This is a genomic window from Vibrio sp. 2092, from assembly GCF_033339635.1.
GTDB classification, from domain to species: Bacteria; Pseudomonadota; Gammaproteobacteria; order Enterobacterales; family Vibrionaceae; genus Vibrio; species Vibrio alginolyticus.
On record NZ_JAWOUY010000001.1, the window covers coordinates 87,337 to 104,765 of the forward strand.

At 39.7% G+C, this 17,429-nt stretch carries 22 protein-coding genes; 10 read left to right on the forward strand and 12 right to left on the reverse strand.

All coding sequences use genetic code 11. The annotated features are described in order from the left end of the window. The first annotated feature begins 60 nt into the window (after positions 1 to 60). From R7P80_RS00635 to R7P80_RS00655, 5 genes are all read left to right on the forward strand, one after another. On the forward strand, positions 61 to 345 hold the full coding sequence (locus R7P80_RS00635) for a hypothetical protein (RefSeq protein ID WP_229623909.1): 285 nt from the start codon (positions 61 to 63) through the stop codon (positions 343 to 345). Positions 346 to 399: 54 nt separating this feature from the next. Next, positions 400 to 1,062, forward strand: a complete 663-nt coding sequence (locus R7P80_RS00640; RefSeq protein WP_318096395.1) for a DUF262 domain-containing protein — start codon at positions 400 to 402, stop codon at positions 1,060 to 1,062. 99 nt (positions 1,063 to 1,161) lie between these two features. Further along, entirely contained in the window at positions 1,162 to 1,566 is a 405-nt protein-coding gene (locus tag R7P80_RS00645; RefSeq protein WP_020330727.1) for a hypothetical protein, read from the forward strand. A 469-nt stretch (positions 1,567 to 2,035) separates the two neighbouring features. Then, entirely contained in the window at positions 2,036 to 2,479 is a 444-nt protein-coding gene (locus R7P80_RS00650) for an EF-hand domain-containing protein (protein ID WP_229623908.1), read from the forward strand. A gap of 113 nt (positions 2,480 to 2,592) precedes the next feature. Then, complete coding sequence (locus tag R7P80_RS00655; RefSeq protein ID WP_229623907.1) at positions 2,593 to 3,279, forward strand: hypothetical protein; 687 nt, start codon at positions 2,593 to 2,595, stop codon at positions 3,277 to 3,279. A 35-nt stretch (positions 3,280 to 3,314) separates the two neighbouring features. Here the strand turns inward: R7P80_RS00655 and R7P80_RS00660 are convergent, their stop codons facing one another. From R7P80_RS00660 to R7P80_RS00670, 3 genes are all read right to left on the reverse strand, one after another. After that, positions 3,315 to 4,640: a type II toxin-antitoxin system HipA family toxin gene (locus tag R7P80_RS00660; RefSeq protein ID WP_229623906.1), complete on the reverse strand. Its 1,326-nt coding sequence runs from the start codon at positions 4,638 to 4,640 to the stop codon at positions 3,315 to 3,317. After that, positions 4,634 to 4,891, reverse strand: a complete 258-nt coding sequence (locus tag R7P80_RS00665; RefSeq protein ID WP_020330721.1) for a helix-turn-helix domain-containing protein — start codon at positions 4,889 to 4,891, stop codon at positions 4,634 to 4,636. The genes R7P80_RS00660 and R7P80_RS00665 overlap by 7 nt, the downstream gene beginning before the upstream one ends. A gap of 236 nt (positions 4,892 to 5,127) precedes the next feature. After that, positions 5,128 to 5,973, reverse strand: coding sequence for a hypothetical protein (locus R7P80_RS00670; RefSeq protein WP_318096400.1), 846 nt, complete (start codon positions 5,971 to 5,973; stop codon positions 5,128 to 5,130). Positions 5,974 to 6,107: 134 nt separating this feature from the next. On the opposite strand from R7P80_RS00670, the gene R7P80_RS00675 reads away from it, so the two are divergent. Together R7P80_RS00675 and R7P80_RS00680 are read left to right on the forward strand one after the other, a co-directional pair. Continuing rightward, positions 6,108 to 6,980 (forward strand): ATPase, T2SS/T4P/T4SS family, encoded by an 873-nt coding sequence (locus R7P80_RS00675; protein WP_318096402.1) that lies wholly within the window; start codon positions 6,108 to 6,110, stop codon positions 6,978 to 6,980. After that, positions 6,970 to 7,422, forward strand: coding sequence for a hypothetical protein (locus tag R7P80_RS00680; RefSeq protein WP_140294255.1), 453 nt, complete (start codon positions 6,970 to 6,972; stop codon positions 7,420 to 7,422). Before R7P80_RS00675 ends, R7P80_RS00680 begins: the two co-directional genes overlap by 11 nt. A gap of 23 nt (positions 7,423 to 7,445) precedes the next feature. Here the strand turns inward: R7P80_RS00680 and R7P80_RS00685 are convergent, their stop codons facing one another. The 6 genes from R7P80_RS00685 to R7P80_RS00710 all read right to left on the reverse strand — a co-directional run bounded on the left by R7P80_RS00685 (position 7,446) and on the right by R7P80_RS00710 (position 13,031). Further along, positions 7,446 to 7,850 (reverse strand): hypothetical protein, encoded by a 405-nt coding sequence (locus tag R7P80_RS00685; protein WP_048516509.1) that lies wholly within the window; start codon positions 7,848 to 7,850, stop codon positions 7,446 to 7,448. Positions 7,851 to 7,904: 54 nt separating this feature from the next. Continuing rightward, positions 7,905 to 8,912 carry a hypothetical protein gene (locus R7P80_RS00690; RefSeq protein ID WP_318096405.1) on the reverse strand — a complete coding sequence of 336 codons (1,008 nt, stop codon included), beginning with the start codon at positions 8,910 to 8,912 and terminating at the stop codon, positions 7,905 to 7,907. 484 nt (positions 8,913 to 9,396) lie between these two features. Beyond that, positions 9,397 to 10,446 carry a ParB/RepB/Spo0J family partition protein gene (locus R7P80_RS00695; RefSeq protein ID WP_229623903.1) on the reverse strand — a complete coding sequence of 350 codons (1,050 nt, stop codon included), beginning with the start codon at positions 10,444 to 10,446 and terminating at the stop codon, positions 9,397 to 9,399. Between the two features lie 205 nt (positions 10,447 to 10,651). Next, positions 10,652 to 11,701, reverse strand: coding sequence for a ParB/RepB/Spo0J family partition protein (locus R7P80_RS00700; RefSeq protein WP_045592366.1), 1,050 nt, complete (start codon positions 11,699 to 11,701; stop codon positions 10,652 to 10,654). Positions 11,702 to 11,898: 197 nt separating this feature from the next. Continuing rightward, complete coding sequence (locus tag R7P80_RS00705) at positions 11,899 to 12,486, reverse strand: TerD family protein (RefSeq protein ID WP_020330713.1); 588 nt, start codon at positions 12,484 to 12,486, stop codon at positions 11,899 to 11,901. A 173-nt stretch (positions 12,487 to 12,659) separates the two neighbouring features. Continuing rightward, entirely contained in the window at positions 12,660 to 13,031 is a 372-nt protein-coding gene (locus R7P80_RS00710; protein ID WP_038128458.1) for a hypothetical protein, read from the reverse strand. Positions 13,032 to 13,176: 145 nt separating this feature from the next. Here R7P80_RS00710 and R7P80_RS00715 point away from each other — a divergent pair, with 145 nt between their 5' ends. After that, positions 13,177 to 13,692 (forward strand): hypothetical protein, encoded by a 516-nt coding sequence (locus tag R7P80_RS00715; RefSeq protein WP_045592368.1) that lies wholly within the window; start codon positions 13,177 to 13,179, stop codon positions 13,690 to 13,692. 54 nt (positions 13,693 to 13,746) lie between these two features. Further along, positions 13,747 to 13,950: a hypothetical protein gene (locus tag R7P80_RS00720; protein WP_048516517.1), complete on the forward strand. Its 204-nt coding sequence runs from the start codon at positions 13,747 to 13,749 to the stop codon at positions 13,948 to 13,950. 133 nt (positions 13,951 to 14,083) lie between these two features. On the opposite strand, the gene R7P80_RS00725 is transcribed toward R7P80_RS00720, so the two are convergent. Then, complete coding sequence (locus R7P80_RS00725) at positions 14,084 to 14,509, reverse strand: hypothetical protein (protein ID WP_229623899.1); 426 nt, start codon at positions 14,507 to 14,509, stop codon at positions 14,084 to 14,086. 74 nt (positions 14,510 to 14,583) lie between these two features. After that, positions 14,584 to 15,570 (reverse strand): hypothetical protein, encoded by a 987-nt coding sequence (locus R7P80_RS00730; protein WP_229623898.1) that lies wholly within the window; start codon positions 15,568 to 15,570, stop codon positions 14,584 to 14,586. Between the two features lie 113 nt (positions 15,571 to 15,683). Between R7P80_RS00730 and R7P80_RS00735 the strand changes: the two genes are divergently transcribed. Next, positions 15,684 to 16,361 (forward strand): hypothetical protein, encoded by a 678-nt coding sequence (locus R7P80_RS00735; protein ID WP_318096410.1) that lies wholly within the window; start codon positions 15,684 to 15,686, stop codon positions 16,359 to 16,361. Positions 16,362 to 16,788: 427 nt separating this feature from the next. On the opposite strand, the gene R7P80_RS00740 is transcribed toward R7P80_RS00735, so the two are convergent. Then, a complete protein-coding gene (locus tag R7P80_RS00740) occupies positions 16,789 to 17,355 on the reverse strand; it encodes a hypothetical protein (protein ID WP_229623896.1) in 567 nt (188 codons plus the stop codon). Between the last annotated feature and the right edge of the window lie 74 nt (positions 17,356 to 17,429).

The following is a 17,429-nucleotide window of genomic DNA, read 5'->3' on the forward strand; positions in this document are numbered from 1 at the left end:
CCATTAAAAATGTATAATCATAAACATAGAGTTGAGTCATCGAACGATTAAGGGAATCACATGGAAAACATCATCTCACTAAAATCACTGGTTAGCGCATCAACTGCAATGTCTAAAAATCAACGCGGTCAAAAATCAGGATCTACTGATAAGATTCAACCTGTGACAATCCCTGTTCATGCCATCAATGAAGATGAAGTCGCTATTCTTAATGGTGTTCATCGTGCAGTTGCATTGCTACGTCTAGGCACCGTGTTAAAAGGTTATTGCAAAGAAACAGGCAAGACGTATCTAATCACAGAAGATGAAGCACAGTGTAAACTCATCTATACAGAGATTAAATAAAACTAATCGGTATTGGCTCTAGCTTGTCTAGAGCCTATCTTAATAGGCAGCAATATGACCAACGAAGAAAAATTGAAATTGTTTGAGCACCAGTGCCGACATAGTACCTACACCTTATTTGCTCATGAAACCAGCATTGAGCTGCATGATGCTTTTGACCGACTAGGCTTTTACCTTTTCAGATCAGAATACCGTCAGTTGCTAAAGGAAAAGGGCATCAGTAGCGTATCCGAGGCAAATTCACCTGAGTTACTAAAGGAGCTTGCCGAAAAAGTTCTATCGTGCGTACCTGAATTCCAGCGTGATAACGACAAATGGACTTCGGATATGCAAGAATCCTTTATCCATAACCTATTAAAAGGCTTTAAGGCTCCTGACATCATCTTATATTCACTGGATGGTAGTAACAGCAACTGCTTTATCTTGGACGGGCTACAGCGTCTTACAGCGGTCATGCGGTTTTTAGTCTTGAGCGATATGAAATTCCCTATTGGTAATGGTGAATTCATCGAAAGCAAACTGGTTACGGACGCAGGCTTTAGTTTCTTTGGTATGCGAAGCTCAGCTCTGAGAATCAAAGTATTCCATTTTAAAAATGAGCTGGCTGCTGTTGACCACTACATTGAAATCAATGAGAACATTACTCACTCAACCGACGATATCCAGAGAGCAAAAGAATATCGAGCGAAGCTCACTGAGTCGGCTAACGCACAGTAAAAAATCAACCTAAAACGCTCTATTTAATAGGGCGTTTATTTACGTTGACCAGCGCCCTTATTTATGTATAATTAAAAATATAAATTGAGGATACAAACAATGAAATCACTTATTGAAACCAAAGATTTGTGCGCATCAATCCGAGAGCGTAAAGATGTCTTATATACATCCGTTCACCGTGATTTCCTTGAGTTCTTACAGTTGGTGGACTCATCAAATCCAAGCACTCAAACGCACTACACTGGTTTAGATGAGTGGTCAAAGCCGATTTATGAGCGTATCCGAGGCGAGATGTATAAGCATGGCTTTATCAGTGGCGATGTAGAGGGCAATAAGCAAAAACCCTTAGGTCAATTTTGGTTTGGCGTGTATAGCATTTTGTCAAAAATCACCTATTCACCAAATCTAAATAGTGAAGTTGCAGATCATCATTCGAGCGCGAAAGAGCGTAATGATGCATTGATGATTGAGCTTAATTACATTAAAACCGCATTAGGTATTTAACCTAGTGAAATAATCGATTCAGAGGGCATATACGTTAGCGAAAATAAAGAAAAGGTCTATCCTGAGTGTGAGAAGCTTGCTTCTCACGAACAAGAACTCAACACTATTCGAAATTTTTTAGATTGGTGTGACTCGAAACGATTTGAGCTTCGCGATTGGAATCACCTTAATTACGGCGAACCTCAAAAAATTAACAAGAGCCGCGAACAACTTCTAGCTGAATATTTAGGTATTGACCTAAAAGTTGTTGAGAAAGAGCGACAAGAAATGCTCGAAGACTTCGTCTCAGGCAAATAAGCCATTTATATAAAGGCAGTATCTTTGATTACTGCCTTTTTTATTTTCAAAAAAAACCACTTATTTATTTCACTGCCTTTTGTACTTTACCTATATTTACGAATTGCTGTATTTAACTTTACATTTAATTCGATAATATTAATCTGTAAATTAAATAAATAAAGGCAATATTATGAAATCACTTAAATTACTAGCAATTACCACCATTCTTTCTTTGTCACCTCTTGCTAATGCTGCTGATGATTCTCGAATGGATTTTGAATGCCCCAAAGATATGGTGTGCAAATCAATCCATAAGCACCCGAGCGATTTAAATGAAATGAGTAGGGAAGACATGCAAAAGCGCATGTTTGATCGAATTGATGCTAATGGCGATGGCGCTATTACATTTGATGAGTTTAAAGATGCCAAACCACCGAAAGGAAAGCACCACAAACGTCACGAGGCGAATTCTGAACGCCCTGGCAAGCACGAGAGGGCTGATAGTCAGGACAAGCGCATGAGACCGAATCCTGATAAGTTTTTTGATATGATTGATGCAAATGGTGATGGTCAAGTTTCAAAGGATGAATTTAAGAGCTTCGCTGAGAATCATAAAAGACCACCTCGCGATTAATCATTTCCATTCTTAAAACCATGTTACGGCGATGTAGTTCGCCGTTTATTTATCTTTGAAAAATCATGTTTTTATTGTATTCTTTCGTAAATTAACAAATAAATGTGAACCTTATGATTTACGAAGAAATAAAAGAGCATTACATAAACCATGATCTAGTCAGAGGAAATATGTCAATTCTTTTGAATTTTGCTCATATAAAGATGCTGTTTGACTCTCAGCCACCCCATTTAGATAAGTACGCTTTATTATCACCTCTTTTTAGAAGAGCAATTAAAGGTTCTTTAGCCCCTAATTTTGCTGAAGCAGGTATTAAACGAAACCGACCAACTCTAGACGAAAAAAAATCTATATTGAGCCTCTGTGCTAAGGAAAATATTTTCGAACTAGAAATCGAATTTACCTATCAAGGTGAAAAACTAATGATTAATAATACTGATAAATCAGATCAGTATTTTGAACATAATTACACTATGCTTTTCCGATTTTTAGAGTTGGAAGAACAGCTTGATTGGGAAAAAATTACTTGCGAGCAAGCTCATGATCTTATTAGTAAAGACGCAAAAGAACCGATTTTTTTACTTAGCGATGAAATCAAGGGTAATCTGTTTTTTTGCGACATTACAGCAATTAAGCTCAACGCATTGTGGAAAAAACCGACAGAACTAGATAAGCGCCTAATCGAGTCCTCACCAGAAAGCGTCATACAAGCAATGCGTGAAATTTGTAATGTGGAAACCTTGAAACGCATTATTGCGCGAGCTGAATCCATTGAGTGCGAAAGCAGACTTAAGCGTTAAATGAAAAAGAGAAGCCAACGCTTCTCTTTATCAAACTAATCATTCAGACCAAGACTCAGTTTTTTCACTGATTTTGTTAATCCCTCAAAGATTTTATCCCGAACATTCTCATTGATATCATCTGGAAGATTGTTCCCCACTAGATCGATAACCTGTCCACAATCAGCAATAAACTCATCCAGAATATCTCTCATAGAGTCCGATGAATACTTCACTAGCCTCGCTGTACCGATAAAATGTCTAGGCTGTATCTGATGCCACTTACGTTTGTATCCGCTACTTGCCTTTAGTCCCATTGCCAGCTTGATTTTTCTTTCATGAAGCCCTCTACCACCCATAAGAGGGTAGGCTGACATAATGTCGTACAAAGGCGTTAAACGGTACTTACCATGAGGCTCTATGAATAGCGAAAAGTTTTTTGAGTGACCATCTATTGCAGCAAGTAAATAGAACAGAACTTGAGAACGCATAAAGGTTCTCCTGTCTTCCTGAGGAACCTCTGATCCAAGAAGATGATCCATTATTCCTTCAATACCGATACCACCATCTGATTCATATTTGCTTGCTGATGGCATACCAGACACCTGGCAAAAGTCTTCTTGAGGCAAGCGTACAATCCAATCTTTTAGTTGTGAGAATCGTCTATCGAAACGCTCAACGGCAAGCGCCCTTACTCCACCAGCCCTAATAACGTCACAAGAGGCTGTAGGCAGTCCAAACGCTTCAGAAATCCTCATACACACGAGTTCATTATCAACACTGGTTGTTAGGTCTAAAACGCTGTCCTGCGTCCGTATTTCACCAATCGGAAGTTTTATAATGTGTGTGGTTGGAGTTGCACCTTGCGGTATAAACCAACGCTCATCCAACTTCAACAAGGCAGTTTTCTCTTGAGCGCCAGCAATTGAGATCCTGAAATCATCATTTCCATCAACCATGCCTAAAGGGATATTGTCTGCATAGGAATTAAGAACTTGTTCAAGCTTTATAAGGGAAAGCTCAGTAGCTCTTATCCCCTTAAACTCTGGAATCGGTTCGCCTTCAGGAATAAGGGTTATTGCCCCAACACTATCGCGCCCTATCTTTTCCAAAAGATCGAATGGCTGTTTTGTTTTGGCACCGTATCGAGCAACGATTCGGTCTCGAACCTGAGGGTTATCTGGAAGCAGGTTGTCGAAAAAGTTAATCACTATATCACCCCTGTACGGCTCACGGCGAAGGGGGATTGATAATGATATCGGGCGAGATTTACTAGAGTTTAACCATTCTTCGCAGTATTGAAAGCTATGAGCACCACTAGGTTCTTTAGTGAACACCCCTACCGACTCACCATTCATTAACACGCGTAATTGCTTTACCATTTCTCATCACTCTCAGTATCAGTTTTTGGGTCGATGCTTTGACCTTTCGGCACAATATGCATTTCCAAATTTAACGATGATAAGATTCGAAATAGCGTCTGAATGCTGGTGGTTTCAGGATTAACCTCAAACTTAGAAACCGTGTCTTGTTTTATCCCTACTGGATCGGCAACTTTTGCTTGAGATAGCTTCCTGCTTTTTCTTTCATCACGAAGATGTATTGCTAACTGCCTGGATGATGTTATCAACATAACAATTCCTCATTTTACCCTCGATAAAGGGTAGTTTTAGTTTTACCCGCAGTCAAGGGTAAAACGTATTTTACCCCCATTAGAGGGTAAATTTATCTCTACCCCCTGTAGAGGGTAAAACACAGCAAGCTGTGAACTTCAATTGGCTTTTCTTCGCTCTCCTTATAAGTGCAGCATATGTGACTTTTAGAGAAAAAAGTCACACTCAACCACTAAAAGGTTATTATTATGCACTTTTAACCGTGCATCTCTTCAATGATTGCTTTAGTGTGTTCATCAATTAGCTTTGATTCTTCAGGCGTAAGAATGCGGTCAAAGGCATCAAGATAAAACGGACATCGCTTCATCATATCTGATAAGAATGCACGGTACGACTCATCTTTGTTTAACTTAAGCCAGCGACTCTTAGCCGTAACAGCTTCCTCGGTTTCCCTTGTTAGTTCACCGAATTGCGCAATCTCGCTAATTTGAAGTTTGTATAGAGCATCGATTTCACGGTGGTTTACCGTCTTAAGTCGGTACTTTTCGCCATTATCGCGAGTCCAGAATGGTTTTGAATAGAAGCTATTAAGGCTATCGCCCATTAAGGTTCCCAGAAGCTCTAACGTGTCATCACTGGTGTCTTTCTTCAGAATGAATACGTACATATCTTCGACTTCCTCAACCTGCACTGAGCGGAATGCGCAGTGATGCTCAAAATCGAATGTTAACTCATTTAAGTCAATAACTGAGATGATTGCTGTACGTGATACTTGCTCAGAACTCTCATCAGCAAAAAGCAGGTTATCTCGACCAATAGCCACTCCGCCAAATTCATTAGGTTCAGGAGACTTGAACTTTTGCCAAATATCGTTCATTGGCAATTCTGTTAAGGACGAGTCTTTAAATTGTTGGTTGTACGGATCTCGGATTTCAATTTCCTGCTTGTCGATGAACACCGCGATAGTATTTTCATCCAGCTTGTTACCGATTAGTTTGAAGCCCATAAAGTCACCCGCTTTAAAGCTATCAGTGACCATCACACCTGTAATGATCAGGTTGTTATGAATTTTACGGATAACAAGTTCAAGTTTAGGAGTCATGATGATTTCCGATTTAATTATTTAATTTATGTTTTTATTATACATGAATGTTGTTTGCAGTCAATGTTTTTGCGATATTTTATTTATTTAATTAATCTGTATAATGCTTGTTATCAACAATAAAGGAAAAAAATATGAAAGTTTTAGGAAAAATATCTGATACAGGCATAAGACCAGAACAAGAAAAGCTGATCCGTGAAGTTCTTAACGAATGCGTTGGTATTTTCATCGTTGCTAGTCCTGGTCACGCTCAAGGTACAGCTCAAGAAACAATTCAATTTCTACTTAATAACTGTTTCTCAGGTGAAAATATCAACATCGAGAAGGTTCAAGGAAGAGACCAAGATGAGTTTGACCGCTCATTCCTAAACTCATTGCGCAATGACCCTGATATTTTCGTGCTTGATGAAATTAAAGGAAATCAGGAGTTAAAAGCGATGACTGATTCTGCCCTAAGTGGTCATCAAGTATTAACCACTGTTTCGTCAGCTAGTGCATTTTCAGTATTTAAGCGATTAGAAACGCTAGGGGTTGATCGAGAGCTGCTTGGCAATCCACATTTTATCAATGGCATTTTATACCAAATCCCCGTTGACAAGTTGACTCAAGAAAACTCCATTACATTTGATGAATATCAGAAACTTCCTGAAGCAAAGCAAAAGGTTATTGATTGCGTCAATGAGATTTTCATGCCTGATGAAATCGCAAACATTCGCTTTAGAAAGTCTGACGAAAACCGCTTCAGCAACGAAACATTTTTGATTGCAGAGTATCTTAAGGTAACTCCGAAATTACGTGAAATGATTGCTAACAACAAATTCGATGAAGCTTTAGAACACCATATACAAAACGGCGCTGTATCGATTGATATTGATGGCAAAATGATTTACTCAGGTCTGGAAAACATACATATCAGTGCGCTTGAAGCAATTAAAAACGGCTTCTGTGATATTCGAGAAATCAATAAGAAACTATCCATTTTTGGTGATCTGGAAAATGAAGATTAAAAACGGTTTTAATACTGGCGTTTTTGAAGGGGCGCTCTTGTGCATTGGCATTATGCTGTCCTGCACTGTGGGCGCGACAACATTCATAAAATCAGATAATGAAGCTCAGAATAAAAATGAAATCATTCAATCTGTTTCGAATCCAATTGAGTTTGGTTATACGCAAATAGCTCATTCTGATGGATGGGATGAGCAAAACAAGTGGATCGGCGTTAATGTGTATCGAATTGTTCTCAAGCAGGGCGATAAGGTAGCTGTTGGTGATTTTGGCATTCAAGGTATGCCAAACGTACCGAAAGGCTCTGAGGGCATTGTATGGCGTAGCAAAAGCGATGGATTCCTGGATGATGTATCCAAACTTTCAGACTTGCCAGAAGCATTCAACATGCTTTCCAAAGGTGAACGGTTCTACAATCTTGATTTCTTAAAATCGAGCAAATAAAAGTCAAAATGAGAGCGGGGTAGTTAACCCCGTTTCTCCATCAAGTTTTCGATTGAGAAATTCGGCTTAATGGCATAACACATTGACTCAATATGATTGCAGCCTAAATTGTACGCAGCGGCATATCTTGCGCATCTATTCACATCCTGAAAAACAACCGCTTTGCTTTTTTCGTTAGCCAATTCCTGGAATGAACTCATATCAATACCATCGTATGAGACCTTACCCATGATGGTACACATTCCGCCCTTAACCATACCACCAGAACGCTTTCCCTGACCGCGACTCAATCCCCAATCAATCGTTTTTCTGATAATCGGCAACTGCCCTTGGTTTTTTAGAATGTAGTCAGAATGCTTATCCACAAATTGCATGGCTTCTTGTCTATTTTTCGATAAACCTAGCACTGGAATTTCATCTGTTTTCATAATGATACCGTTACTTCAATCAATAATAAGCCCCACGAGGGGCTTACTAATCAGTTAGATTTGCTCTTGTTTGTACTCAACCGTGATTTCGTACATTCCGTATGTAAGATCAGGGATCATGTCAACCAACATATTTGGTCGTCCATTCTCACATAGCCATTCAACAATATGATCGAAGTCTTTATCTTCAAGCTCTTCATCGTCAATACCTGCATCACTCATAACGTCCTGAGTAACGCTATGCGCAATCAGATCATCTTTATCAAATGACGCATTCTCTTCCGCATACTGACGGAAGAACTCAAGCAACTGACGGTCATGCTCATCTGCGCTTAATGTGTTGTAAACAGAGATATTATCAATACCTTCATCTTGACCTTCAGCCTTGTCAGTCTTGATGATGGTGTGAATCGTCACAAAGCGTTTCTCTGGCTCTTGAACTGGCTCTGGCAGAGCCTTAGGCGCGGTTTTGCATTCAACTTCAGTGATGGTGTGATTACCCTCAACACAGCTTAACGACACCACATGCTCAAAAATTGCTTCTTGAACCTCAAGCTCTGCGTTAGAAGAATACTCCAAAAGCTCTGCAACATCTTCATCAGTCAATTCATCAACTGATTTACCTGCCTCATCCAAGAATCGTTCTGCGTAATCAGAGCCTGTCTCATCAATCGCTTCGATAAGCATAGATGCATTAATTGCAAGCGACACGGTATCAGCAAGGTAGCTCAATACGTTAGAGTAAAGTTGTCTCTTAACCTCATCTTCGCTTGATCCTGTTACGGTTGAGCTATCGTCTTCATAAGTGTTCTCATGGCGATAGTTTTCAGTGCCAACCCACATGAACGAAGCGGTTTCAGATTGAGACTCTTCTTTCCAGAACTGCTCTAAATTGTGTTCGTGCTGACCATCAGCTCTACCGCCGTGTAAGATCTGTACCATTGCCGCATTTAAGATTTGAGTTCGCTTCTTTTTCAGCGGTGATTGCATTGCGCCTTCAATAGCTGACGCTAGGCGGTTTTCGAATTCTTCTTTAGAAACGTTTAAGATTAGCTTTGACATAATATTAATCCTTATATCGTGACCAGATTTTTATTTCGTGTCTATCTCGTTCCACTTTCAATCCAGTCACTTTAAGAGACTAATATTAAGATTGAATTTGGTAATCAATCGAATTCGCCATTACAGACAATCTGTATGAGATAAAACCAGGCTCGATAAACCTCGACTTCCAACCAGTCAGTGTACAAGCACTGCCAACCAGAAGATGTATATAGTTATACATGGATTAAGCTTGAGAGTCAATATTTATTTTAGTTGAGAGGCGATAAATCGCCTCAGAAACAATGTTTCTTTTCTTCTTGGCTTTTTTCTTTATCTGAAACGCAAAAACCCCGCCGAAGCAGGGTCGATTTTTTAACTTCACACTTATGGTAGTGACTCTCCAATACCAATATTTTATTGATTCATAAGCATCTCTGTCAATGATATTTATCAAATAAAAAAAGAGACGGGGGTTAACCGTCTCTCTTTAATTTCTGGTGTCTTATGCTGCGATTTCTAGCTGTTCTTCTGATTTTTCTTCAAGAACAACACCTTCTTTTTCGTCTTGCTTCGCTTTCACTGCAAGCTCTTTCATCATCTGGTCAGCTTTAGCGTTGTGAGTTTCAATCTCGTCAAGCTCAGCAGCCAGCGACAGCAGTTTTTTAGCCATTTCAGCAGTCATGGTTAGTTTAACTTCTTGCTCTTCTTCAAGAGCTTCTAGCGTTACCTGTGAAGCCAGAGAAGACACGATATCACCCATGCTGTTTACTTTCTTTGGTGCCAGCTTGATTTTTTTCAGAGCTGATGTACCAGTTGATTTAGCAGGCTTTTCACCTTTCTCTTTTGCCGCTTTCTTTTCAGATTTAGCGCGAACTTCTTCTTTAGCCATTGCCAGGGCAATATCAGCACCGTGCTTACGAATATTGTTCCAAGCGTTAGTCGCTGAGTAGTCGCCAGCCTGAATCATTGCTTTCAGCTCCTGAGGGGCTTTTAGCAGTAACAGGTAGTTGTTTACTTGCGCAGGGGTAGTGCCTAGCTCTTCCGCTACTTGAGTTTGGTTTAGACCCATACCCATCATGCGGTTGTAAGCGTTAGCAAGCTCAATTGCTGTTAGAGGGCGACCTTCCGCAGACTTAATCATGCGAGCAAGCTGGTCTACTTCGTTGCCTGTTACTTCGATAACAGATACCGCTTTCAGATCCACGCCACTTTCAATAGCTTTGTAGATTGCAACAGTACGGTGATGACCTTCTACAACTTTCAAGCGTTGAACGCCATCCACTTCCACAACTACTACTTCGATTGGCGGAACGTACTTACCGTCAGTGTAAGAGCGTACAAAGCCTTCTACGTGTTCAGCGTCGATATCACGAACGTTGAAACCTTCTTCAATCCAAAGCAGGCGAGGATCAGCATTGAAGCCGTTTACGCGCTTAACTTCGATATCCTTGTTGCCACTTAGCTTACGCAGACCGTCTTTAGAAGCCAGTGCTACACCAGTAGCGGTTGCAGTTGCAGTTGCGATTGCTTTTTGAATGTTAGTAGTAGTCATGGTGTGTTCCTTCTTTACTATTCTTTAATTTAACGCCCTGTGCGTCTTGATGTGTTTAATAATACATTAGTTGGCGGCAGAGTCAAGCATATTTTTTAATTATTTAATTAATTTATTCAATAAAAAATAAAAAGTGCCTACACCAGGAATTAATCATAAAAAAAGAGGCAGTGAAATCACTACCTCTTGTCTTTGTTGTAACCGCTTATGCTGCGATTTCTAGCTGTTCTTCTGATTTTTCTTCAAGAACAACACCGCCTTTTTCTTCTTGCTTCGCTTTCACCGCAAGCTCTTTCATCATCTGATCAGCTTTAGCGTTGTGAGTCTCAATTTCGTCAAGCTCAGCAGCCAGAGACAGCAGCTTTTTAGCCATTTCAGCAGTCATGGTTAGCTTAACTTCTTTCTCTTCTTCAAGAGACTCTAGCGATACCTGCGTAGCTAGAGAGGTTACGATTGCACCCATACCCGTTACTTTTTTAGGTGCCAGCTTGATTTTTTTCAGAGCTGATGTGCCAGTTGATTTAGCAGGCTTTTCACCATTAGCTTTAGCCGCTTTCTTTTCAGATTTGGCGCGAACTTCTTCTTTAGCCATTGCCATTGCAATATCAGCACCGTGCTTACGAATGTTGTTCCAAGCGTTAGTCGCTGAGTATTCACCAGACTGAATCATCGCTTTCAGCTCCTGAGGCGCTTTAAGCAGCAGTAGGTAGTTGTTTACTTGAGCAGGGGTAGTGCCTAGCTCTTCCGCTACTTGAGTTTGGTTCAGTCCCATACCCATCATACGGTTGTAAGCGTTAGCAAGCTCAATCGCTGTTAGGGGGCGACCTTCCGCAGACTTAATCATGCGAGCAAGCTGGTCTACTTCGTTGCCTGTTACTTCGATAACAGATACCGCTTTCAGATCTACGCCGTTTTCAATTGCTTGGTAAATAGCAACAGTACGGTGATGGCCTTCTACTACTTTCAGGCGTTGAACTCCGTCAACTTCCACAACTACTACTTCGATTGGCGGAACGTATTTACCGTCTGTGTATGAGCGTACAAAGCCTTCTACATGTTCTGCGTCGATATCACGAACGTTGAAACCTTCTTCAATCCAAAGCATACGAGGATCGGCGTTGAAGCCGTTTACGCGCTTAACTTCGATATCCTTATTGCCGCTTAGCTTACGCAGACCGTCTTTAGACGCCAGTGCTACACCAGTAGCGGTTGCAGTTGCAGTTGCGATTGCTTTTTGAATGTTAGTAGTAGTCATGGTGCGTTCCTTCTATGAGATTCTTTTATTTAACGCCTTGTGCGTCTTGATGTGTTTAATAATACATTAGTTGGCGGCAGAGTCAATATTTATTTTTTAATTATTTAATGTTTTTTTGCATCACTTTTATTTGCAAAGAAAAAAAGACGGAAAATCCGTCTTTTAAGATAAGTGTGCATTTAAGTTTTGAAAGGGGGTTACTTTCTTCCTGGTGTCCAGTTCATGTTCCAGCCATGCGCTCTATCCATAGCCTCATGACCTTTAAAATACTCTTCTAATCTTGTAACCTTGATTGAGCCATTATCATTTTCAAGCATTGCAATTGCGCACATTGTTTTACCATTCTGAGCATTTTCCATATTGACCACAATGTCTTCGTGACCTGCAACCTTAACAGTAACCACCCCATCAATGCCATTCCAATTGCTGACCCCATTGTAAATGTAAGCGAATACAAGAACCCGTTGGATATGATTCCACTTACTTGCATTCACATCCATATTTTCACCTGAATCACTCTCACCTGTACGGTCGTCATGATCAAGCTTGATATACGGCTCGCTTTGTAAAGAACCAAAAGCGTTACCAAGAGCCTGTACGCAACCTTTACGCCCATTCTTTAGTTCATATAAACAACCCAAATCCAGATCTGCATTAGTGCCTAAAACTGAAGCAAAAAAGCCTTTTTTTTGACTCCAATTAAGATTAATGCCTATCTTTCCTACAACAGACTCTTTTTTAAGTGAAATAACGGGATTTTTTTTGGTTAAAATAATGGTATTCATTATAGCGCCTTTTATTGATTCATTTTGATAAGCATCGTATCAAAGACACGTTTGAGGAGCAATAAATAACCATTAAGCACCCAAAGCCAGATGAATCTAGCTTGAACCCAAAAGAAAACCCCGCCAGGTTGTTCCTTAGCGGGGTTTTAGCATTAACTGAGATGACTAAGAGCTTAGCTCTTTTTGTTGCCGTAGAAGCTGAAAAACGGCTCCAATGTTTCACTCAGAAGGGATGCTAGTTGAGACTCAAGAACCTCTTGAGCCACTTCAAATGTTGTTAAATTCATCTCAATCGGAGACGCATCTTTTGAAGGGTTAAATTCAAGGTATTTCATGCTGTAATCGGACACTTTGATAACCTGAATCTTAGCATTGTGTTGGATAAGCACTTCAACACACTTACTTTGATTTAGATCTCGGATGATTTCGCGAGCCAGCAGGTTTAACTCATCAGAATAGATGCCTTTGCGGTTCGCAGACTCAACCGCGCCATCTTCATCGTAGTTGATAAATCCGATTTTCATGCTCATAACTGATTCTTTCATGGAGACCTCATTCTCAATACATGGTTGTTTTCTACTATACAACTCAATGCACCAAAGTCAATTTATTTAATAAAAAATATTGACCGCACTACTGAGAGTTGTATAATTAAATCAATTAAGGGGTTTCCCATAAAAGGTGTAATTTATGACATTAAGCAAGAGAAGTGTTGCCAGCAAAATTCTAATCGCAATTACTTTTTCGGCTGGAATTATGGCTGGAGACTATGTAAGAGCGGCATATTCAGCAATGACCACTAACGATGAGGAATCACGCTACCAAATCTCTCAGGTTGTGGTAGATGAAAGCCTGGCTGATGCCTGTTACTCATTAGAAATCCACTATTCAAGCGCATCTAACGATCTTCACGATATTTCAGCAGAATGCGACACTGGCGATGGTGTTTATCGCGCACGAGAGACAGCGATTTCCAACATCGATTACTCATTAATTGAAGAAATTCCTGCGTTTTATAAAGGAATTGAAATCTTGAGTAAGATTAAGGCAATGCACATTGCTGACTGCTACGGTTCCGAGCGATGCCTTACTGCTCGTGTTGATACTCATGATGAAAAAATGATGGCGTTGATGAATTCTGGCGAACTGGCTGAAAAACTCAATCCGCTACTTGTTCGAATGCAGCTAAGTACAGAACAGCTTTAAATCCTGATTGGATTAGAACTATAATGCTCAAAATGAAAAAATTGAGAAATCATTATGAGCATTAAACCCAATCCAGAACGAGTTCAGGCTCGCGATAAGATCGTTACTGAAATTGCAGCGATAGAAAAAGAGATTGATGACAAAAAAAGAGAACTAACGCTTAAAAAATCCGAGCTGAGAGCGATCTGCCCACACGAACAAGGTGTTTGCGGGGCAGGCGTTTTTGTTTGTTCTATTTGCGGCTACGATGATGCTTGAAGCATCAAGCAGGATGCCGCAATACTGAGTATTAACGGATACCTCATTTAACTTCATATTTATTACTCTATTTTATTCCGACCCTAATACAAAACAATGGCAAAACCCCCTTGATTAATCAAGGGGGCTTCTATTAGTCGTATAGGAAGTCGCCTGGATCTTTATCGTTTAGCAGCGTGTTCAAGCTTACCTGATCTGGGGCTGGCAGACTACTTTCAAACTCAAATGAGTTATCGTAAGCCTTAATCATGGCGAGCATTACCCCAACCATGTCATATTTAGTAACTGGCTGACCACCATCCTTGTTTTCAATATATTCTACACTTGCGATGTCAGCAAAATCAGGTAAACGCTCCTTGATTTTATCAAGAATGTTTTTAGGAATTGAAAACTCGTAATCTTTTTCACATTGCTCAAGGGTTAGTGAAACATGTTTATTGGAGTACAAACTGAAATCAAAAAACTTTTCAGTTTCTGTTAGAAGCTCCATGAAACGACCAGCATCTACGTTCATGCTGTAGTAGGAAAGTTCACCTTTAATTGAAGTTATAGTATTCATTTCATTCTCTTTTGTTATTTAATAAATCAAGCAAATTATACATTAATTATATAAAGTTGCAATTTAAATGCAGGTTATAAAGTAAGAGATAAACCATCTATATTTCGACTCTTTTCAACGTGAATGCTATTAATGCCAGGCTCAACCATTAGCAAGTAATTATCAATCATCTTATGCGCGTCTCGAATCGCTTTCTCTCCCGAATCTGCCGTAAATTCAGGGTAGATTTTAGACCTAAGCATTAGATTAAAAATCTGCTCTTTGGTCACATTTTCGTAATAGCTTCCGCTAGGTGACATTTCCCATGCGTAGTTTTCCGCAATGCCGTTTGCGTCCACAGTGATATTTCCAGATCCCGCCCAAGCGTGTTCAATTATCCAATCCTCGTACTTATCAATACACATTCTCACATCAAGCCCGAACCTTTCTTGCAGCGCAAGAGCAAGGAACATGCACTTTCCAGAGGTGTAGTTTTCAACAACCTGCTTGAGATCGTAACCCGTATAAGTGTTCTCAGCGGTATCGTGATTCGCTGGTGGAAGAGGGTAGTCATCTTCAATAAATATGGTCACGGCACTATTCAGAACATCCTCTCTAACGGTCTGTGAATCACTCAGAGCGCGTTTAACGCTATCCTCCATATCATCACTCAAATGAACGGAAACTCGATTATGAATCCATCCAGGACAAGGAATAGAATAAGAACATCGAATACTCGCCTGATAAGGCGTAACCTCTGAGATTTCATCTAGCGCATTAGCTTGGAATTTCTCAGAGTTTTTAAACATGTAATTCCACATTTGCATTTCAGCCTCATGCCTTCTCTTATTCCTCTTTATGGCTCTATGAGGCGTGATTTGATACCCCTTATTACTGGCATAGGCACCCATCATTTGAAACAGCATGGTTTCAGAGTCGATTCTTGAAACCATGTCTCTTATCTGGATAAGCTTGGATTCTGGGTTAATTTCAAAGTCACAGGATGAAATGAATTGTCCATCTGGCGTGTGTATAAGCGCCATACACTGGCTACTGCCTTCAATAACAGAAAATTTAATCATTAATGATTCCTTTTTCTTTTATTGTACCAAAATACATAGCCAAACCCTCTCTATTTTAATTATTTACTTTTGGGTTGTCGAGATATATAATCGAGAAATAATAAGGAGACACCATGAATACAGATTCAATGAACAGCCTAGAGAAGTCCATCACTCGCCACGTAAAAGAGCTATTGAATGATGATGAGCACATCATGACGATTGGACGTGTATTGATCATTCTAAATCATCCATCCCTGGCGCTTCAAAAGTTAGAAAATATCTTTAATGAGATTGATGAAAATGGTGAGGTTGAAGATTTCTTTGAGAACCGAATCAATCTGGATTCATACTATGACTTCCACCAGCAGCTTATCCAGCCTGAATACTCTAAAATGCTCAATGACGCGGTATTGGAAAAAGAGCCTAGCCTTACTCATAGCCTGAACGAAAAGCAAATTAGTGTTGGCGATTTCATTCGAAGAAGCTGCAATCTCGCCTATCTGGAAATCTCAAAAGAGACACTTCATGAATGGCTTCTGAGCATTCAAAAGGATGTGGAAGGTAAGCGAGAAGAACTATTCTCTCAAATGCCTACTGACATTAGCTTCTTTGAGCTTTGCATGATGGAAAAACAAATGCAGAGCCTTCAGTACGAAGTGGATTCAGTGAACGACAAGAAGCTTATCGAACTAAAATCAAGCATTGAAAATTTAAAAAATTCTGATGTGATGAAGCGTAACATTGCGTTGCTACGCCTTATTCTAATGACCCAAGTAGACAAAAACCTTTTACGCCACTTGAGTAAATAGAAACAGAAGAAAGCCAAACGCGCCGATAACTTAGGCGCGTTTTACCGTCTATCTCGTTACCGATGAAAACCTTTGGTACACCTTTAAATTTTTCAGAAAAGCTCGAAATTGGATTTCGTGTATTTCGCAAGTCTCTTCGAACGAAAACCCCTCGTAAACGCCATTAGTATTCATTGCTTTTTCAATGCTGCGCATGTTGTGAGCCGCTTCAGAAGCAAAGCGATCACATAAGCTTTTCGATGGAACTTGAGAACAAAAAACTAAATAAACCATAAGACCTCCCGCGTCACTTTTATTTAAGCTAGCAGCGAAAAACAAAGTTTGCAAGAGGTCTTTTAGTTGATTAACTAATTGATTTTAGGATTGAAAATTGATTTTTTTGATTTCTTTTTGATGAGTATTTTGATTTTATTGATTAATCAAAAAATCAATAAAGTTGATTTAGGTAACTTACCGAATATTCCTTTCCTGAAATTACTGCACTAAAGTTACCTGCAAGCAACCTGCATTTTTCAAAATCTGAACTCTCCACAGCATCACCTTTCTCCATTTTGCAGGGTTTGGTGATCTTGTTATAGGAGGATGAATGTTTTGGCACCAAATCATAGTACAAGACAACTTCTTTGTACTTAGAACCCTTTAAAACATCAGAGGGAATCTTAATACAAACTAACGGATCACCAGATACCTGACCAATCATTGGTTTTTCACTATGACGCTTTTCATTCAAAGATAAAATTGGGAATGGAAATCCAGAACAAGAATTGCTGTATCTCAGATATCTTACCGTTGTGATTGTTTTGAAAGAGCCTTGCTTTTCATAGTAATCGAAAGAAGCCTTATCAAAGCTCTCCTGGCTACTGTAATCTTTTCGTACAGGCGCGTTATGAGCAATTTTCGATAATAGCGCAAGATTCATCTCCCTTGCGCTATCAGTAGAGACATTACATCCAGTAATTAATAAGGCTAAAGTGCAAAGTAAAAGTCTCTTCATGTTTATCTTAGCGCGATATAAGCGTCCTCAAATGGGTTTACACCTTAAGCCATTGCCAGCAATGGCAAAACCGA

What these genes read in the sequence shown, in the direction of transcription:
- R7P80_RS00635 (WP_229623909.1), top strand. Translation starts at nt 61, where the DNA reads ATGGAAAACATCATCTCACTAAAATCACTGGTTAGCGCATCAACTGCA.
- R7P80_RS00640 (WP_318096395.1), top strand. Translation starts at nt 400, where the DNA reads ATGACCAACGAAGAAAAATTGAAATTGTTTGAGCACCAGTGCCGACAT.
- R7P80_RS00645 (WP_020330727.1), top strand. Translation starts at nt 1,162, where the DNA reads ATGAAATCACTTATTGAAACCAAAGATTTGTGCGCATCAATCCGAGAG.
- R7P80_RS00650 (WP_229623908.1), top strand. Translation starts at nt 2,036, where the DNA reads ATGAAATCACTTAAATTACTAGCAATTACCACCATTCTTTCTTTGTCA.
- R7P80_RS00655 (WP_229623907.1), top strand. Translation starts at nt 2,593, where the DNA reads ATGATTTACGAAGAAATAAAAGAGCATTACATAAACCATGATCTAGTC.
- R7P80_RS00660 (WP_229623906.1), bottom strand. Translation starts at nt 4,640, where the DNA reads ATGGTAAAGCAATTACGCGTGTTAATGAATGGTGAGTCGGTAGGGGTG.
- R7P80_RS00665 (WP_020330721.1), bottom strand. Translation starts at nt 4,891, where the DNA reads ATGTTGATAACATCATCCAGGCAGTTAGCAATACATCTTCGTGATGAA.
- R7P80_RS00670 (WP_318096400.1), bottom strand. Translation starts at nt 5,973, where the DNA reads ATGACTCCTAAACTTGAACTTGTTATCCGTAAAATTCATAACAACCTG.
- R7P80_RS00675 (WP_318096402.1), top strand. Translation starts at nt 6,108, where the DNA reads ATGAAAGTTTTAGGAAAAATATCTGATACAGGCATAAGACCAGAACAA.
- R7P80_RS00680 (WP_140294255.1), top strand. Translation starts at nt 6,970, where the DNA reads ATGAAGATTAAAAACGGTTTTAATACTGGCGTTTTTGAAGGGGCGCTC.
- R7P80_RS00685 (WP_048516509.1), bottom strand. Translation starts at nt 7,850, where the DNA reads ATGAAAACAGATGAAATTCCAGTGCTAGGTTTATCGAAAAATAGACAA.
- R7P80_RS00690 (WP_318096405.1), bottom strand. Translation starts at nt 8,912, where the DNA reads ATGTCAAAGCTAATCTTAAACGTTTCTAAAGAAGAATTCGAAAACCGC.
- R7P80_RS00695 (WP_229623903.1), bottom strand. Translation starts at nt 10,446, where the DNA reads ATGACTACTACTAACATTCAAAAAGCAATCGCAACTGCAACTGCAACC.
- R7P80_RS00700 (WP_045592366.1), bottom strand. Translation starts at nt 11,701, where the DNA reads ATGACTACTACTAACATTCAAAAAGCAATCGCAACTGCAACTGCAACC.
- R7P80_RS00705 (WP_020330713.1), bottom strand. Translation starts at nt 12,486, where the DNA reads ATGAATACCATTATTTTAACCAAAAAAAATCCCGTTATTTCACTTAAA.
- R7P80_RS00710 (WP_038128458.1), bottom strand. Translation starts at nt 13,031, where the DNA reads ATGAAAGAATCAGTTATGAGCATGAAAATCGGATTTATCAACTACGAT.
- R7P80_RS00715 (WP_045592368.1), top strand. Translation starts at nt 13,177, where the DNA reads ATGACATTAAGCAAGAGAAGTGTTGCCAGCAAAATTCTAATCGCAATT.
- R7P80_RS00720 (WP_048516517.1), top strand. Translation starts at nt 13,747, where the DNA reads ATGAGCATTAAACCCAATCCAGAACGAGTTCAGGCTCGCGATAAGATC.
- R7P80_RS00725 (WP_229623899.1), bottom strand. Translation starts at nt 14,509, where the DNA reads ATGAATACTATAACTTCAATTAAAGGTGAACTTTCCTACTACAGCATG.
- R7P80_RS00730 (WP_229623898.1), bottom strand. Translation starts at nt 15,570, where the DNA reads ATGATTAAATTTTCTGTTATTGAAGGCAGTAGCCAGTGTATGGCGCTT.
- R7P80_RS00735 (WP_318096410.1), top strand. Translation starts at nt 15,684, where the DNA reads ATGAATACAGATTCAATGAACAGCCTAGAGAAGTCCATCACTCGCCAC.
- R7P80_RS00740 (WP_229623896.1), bottom strand. Translation starts at nt 17,355, where the DNA reads ATGAAGAGACTTTTACTTTGCACTTTAGCCTTATTAATTACTGGATGT.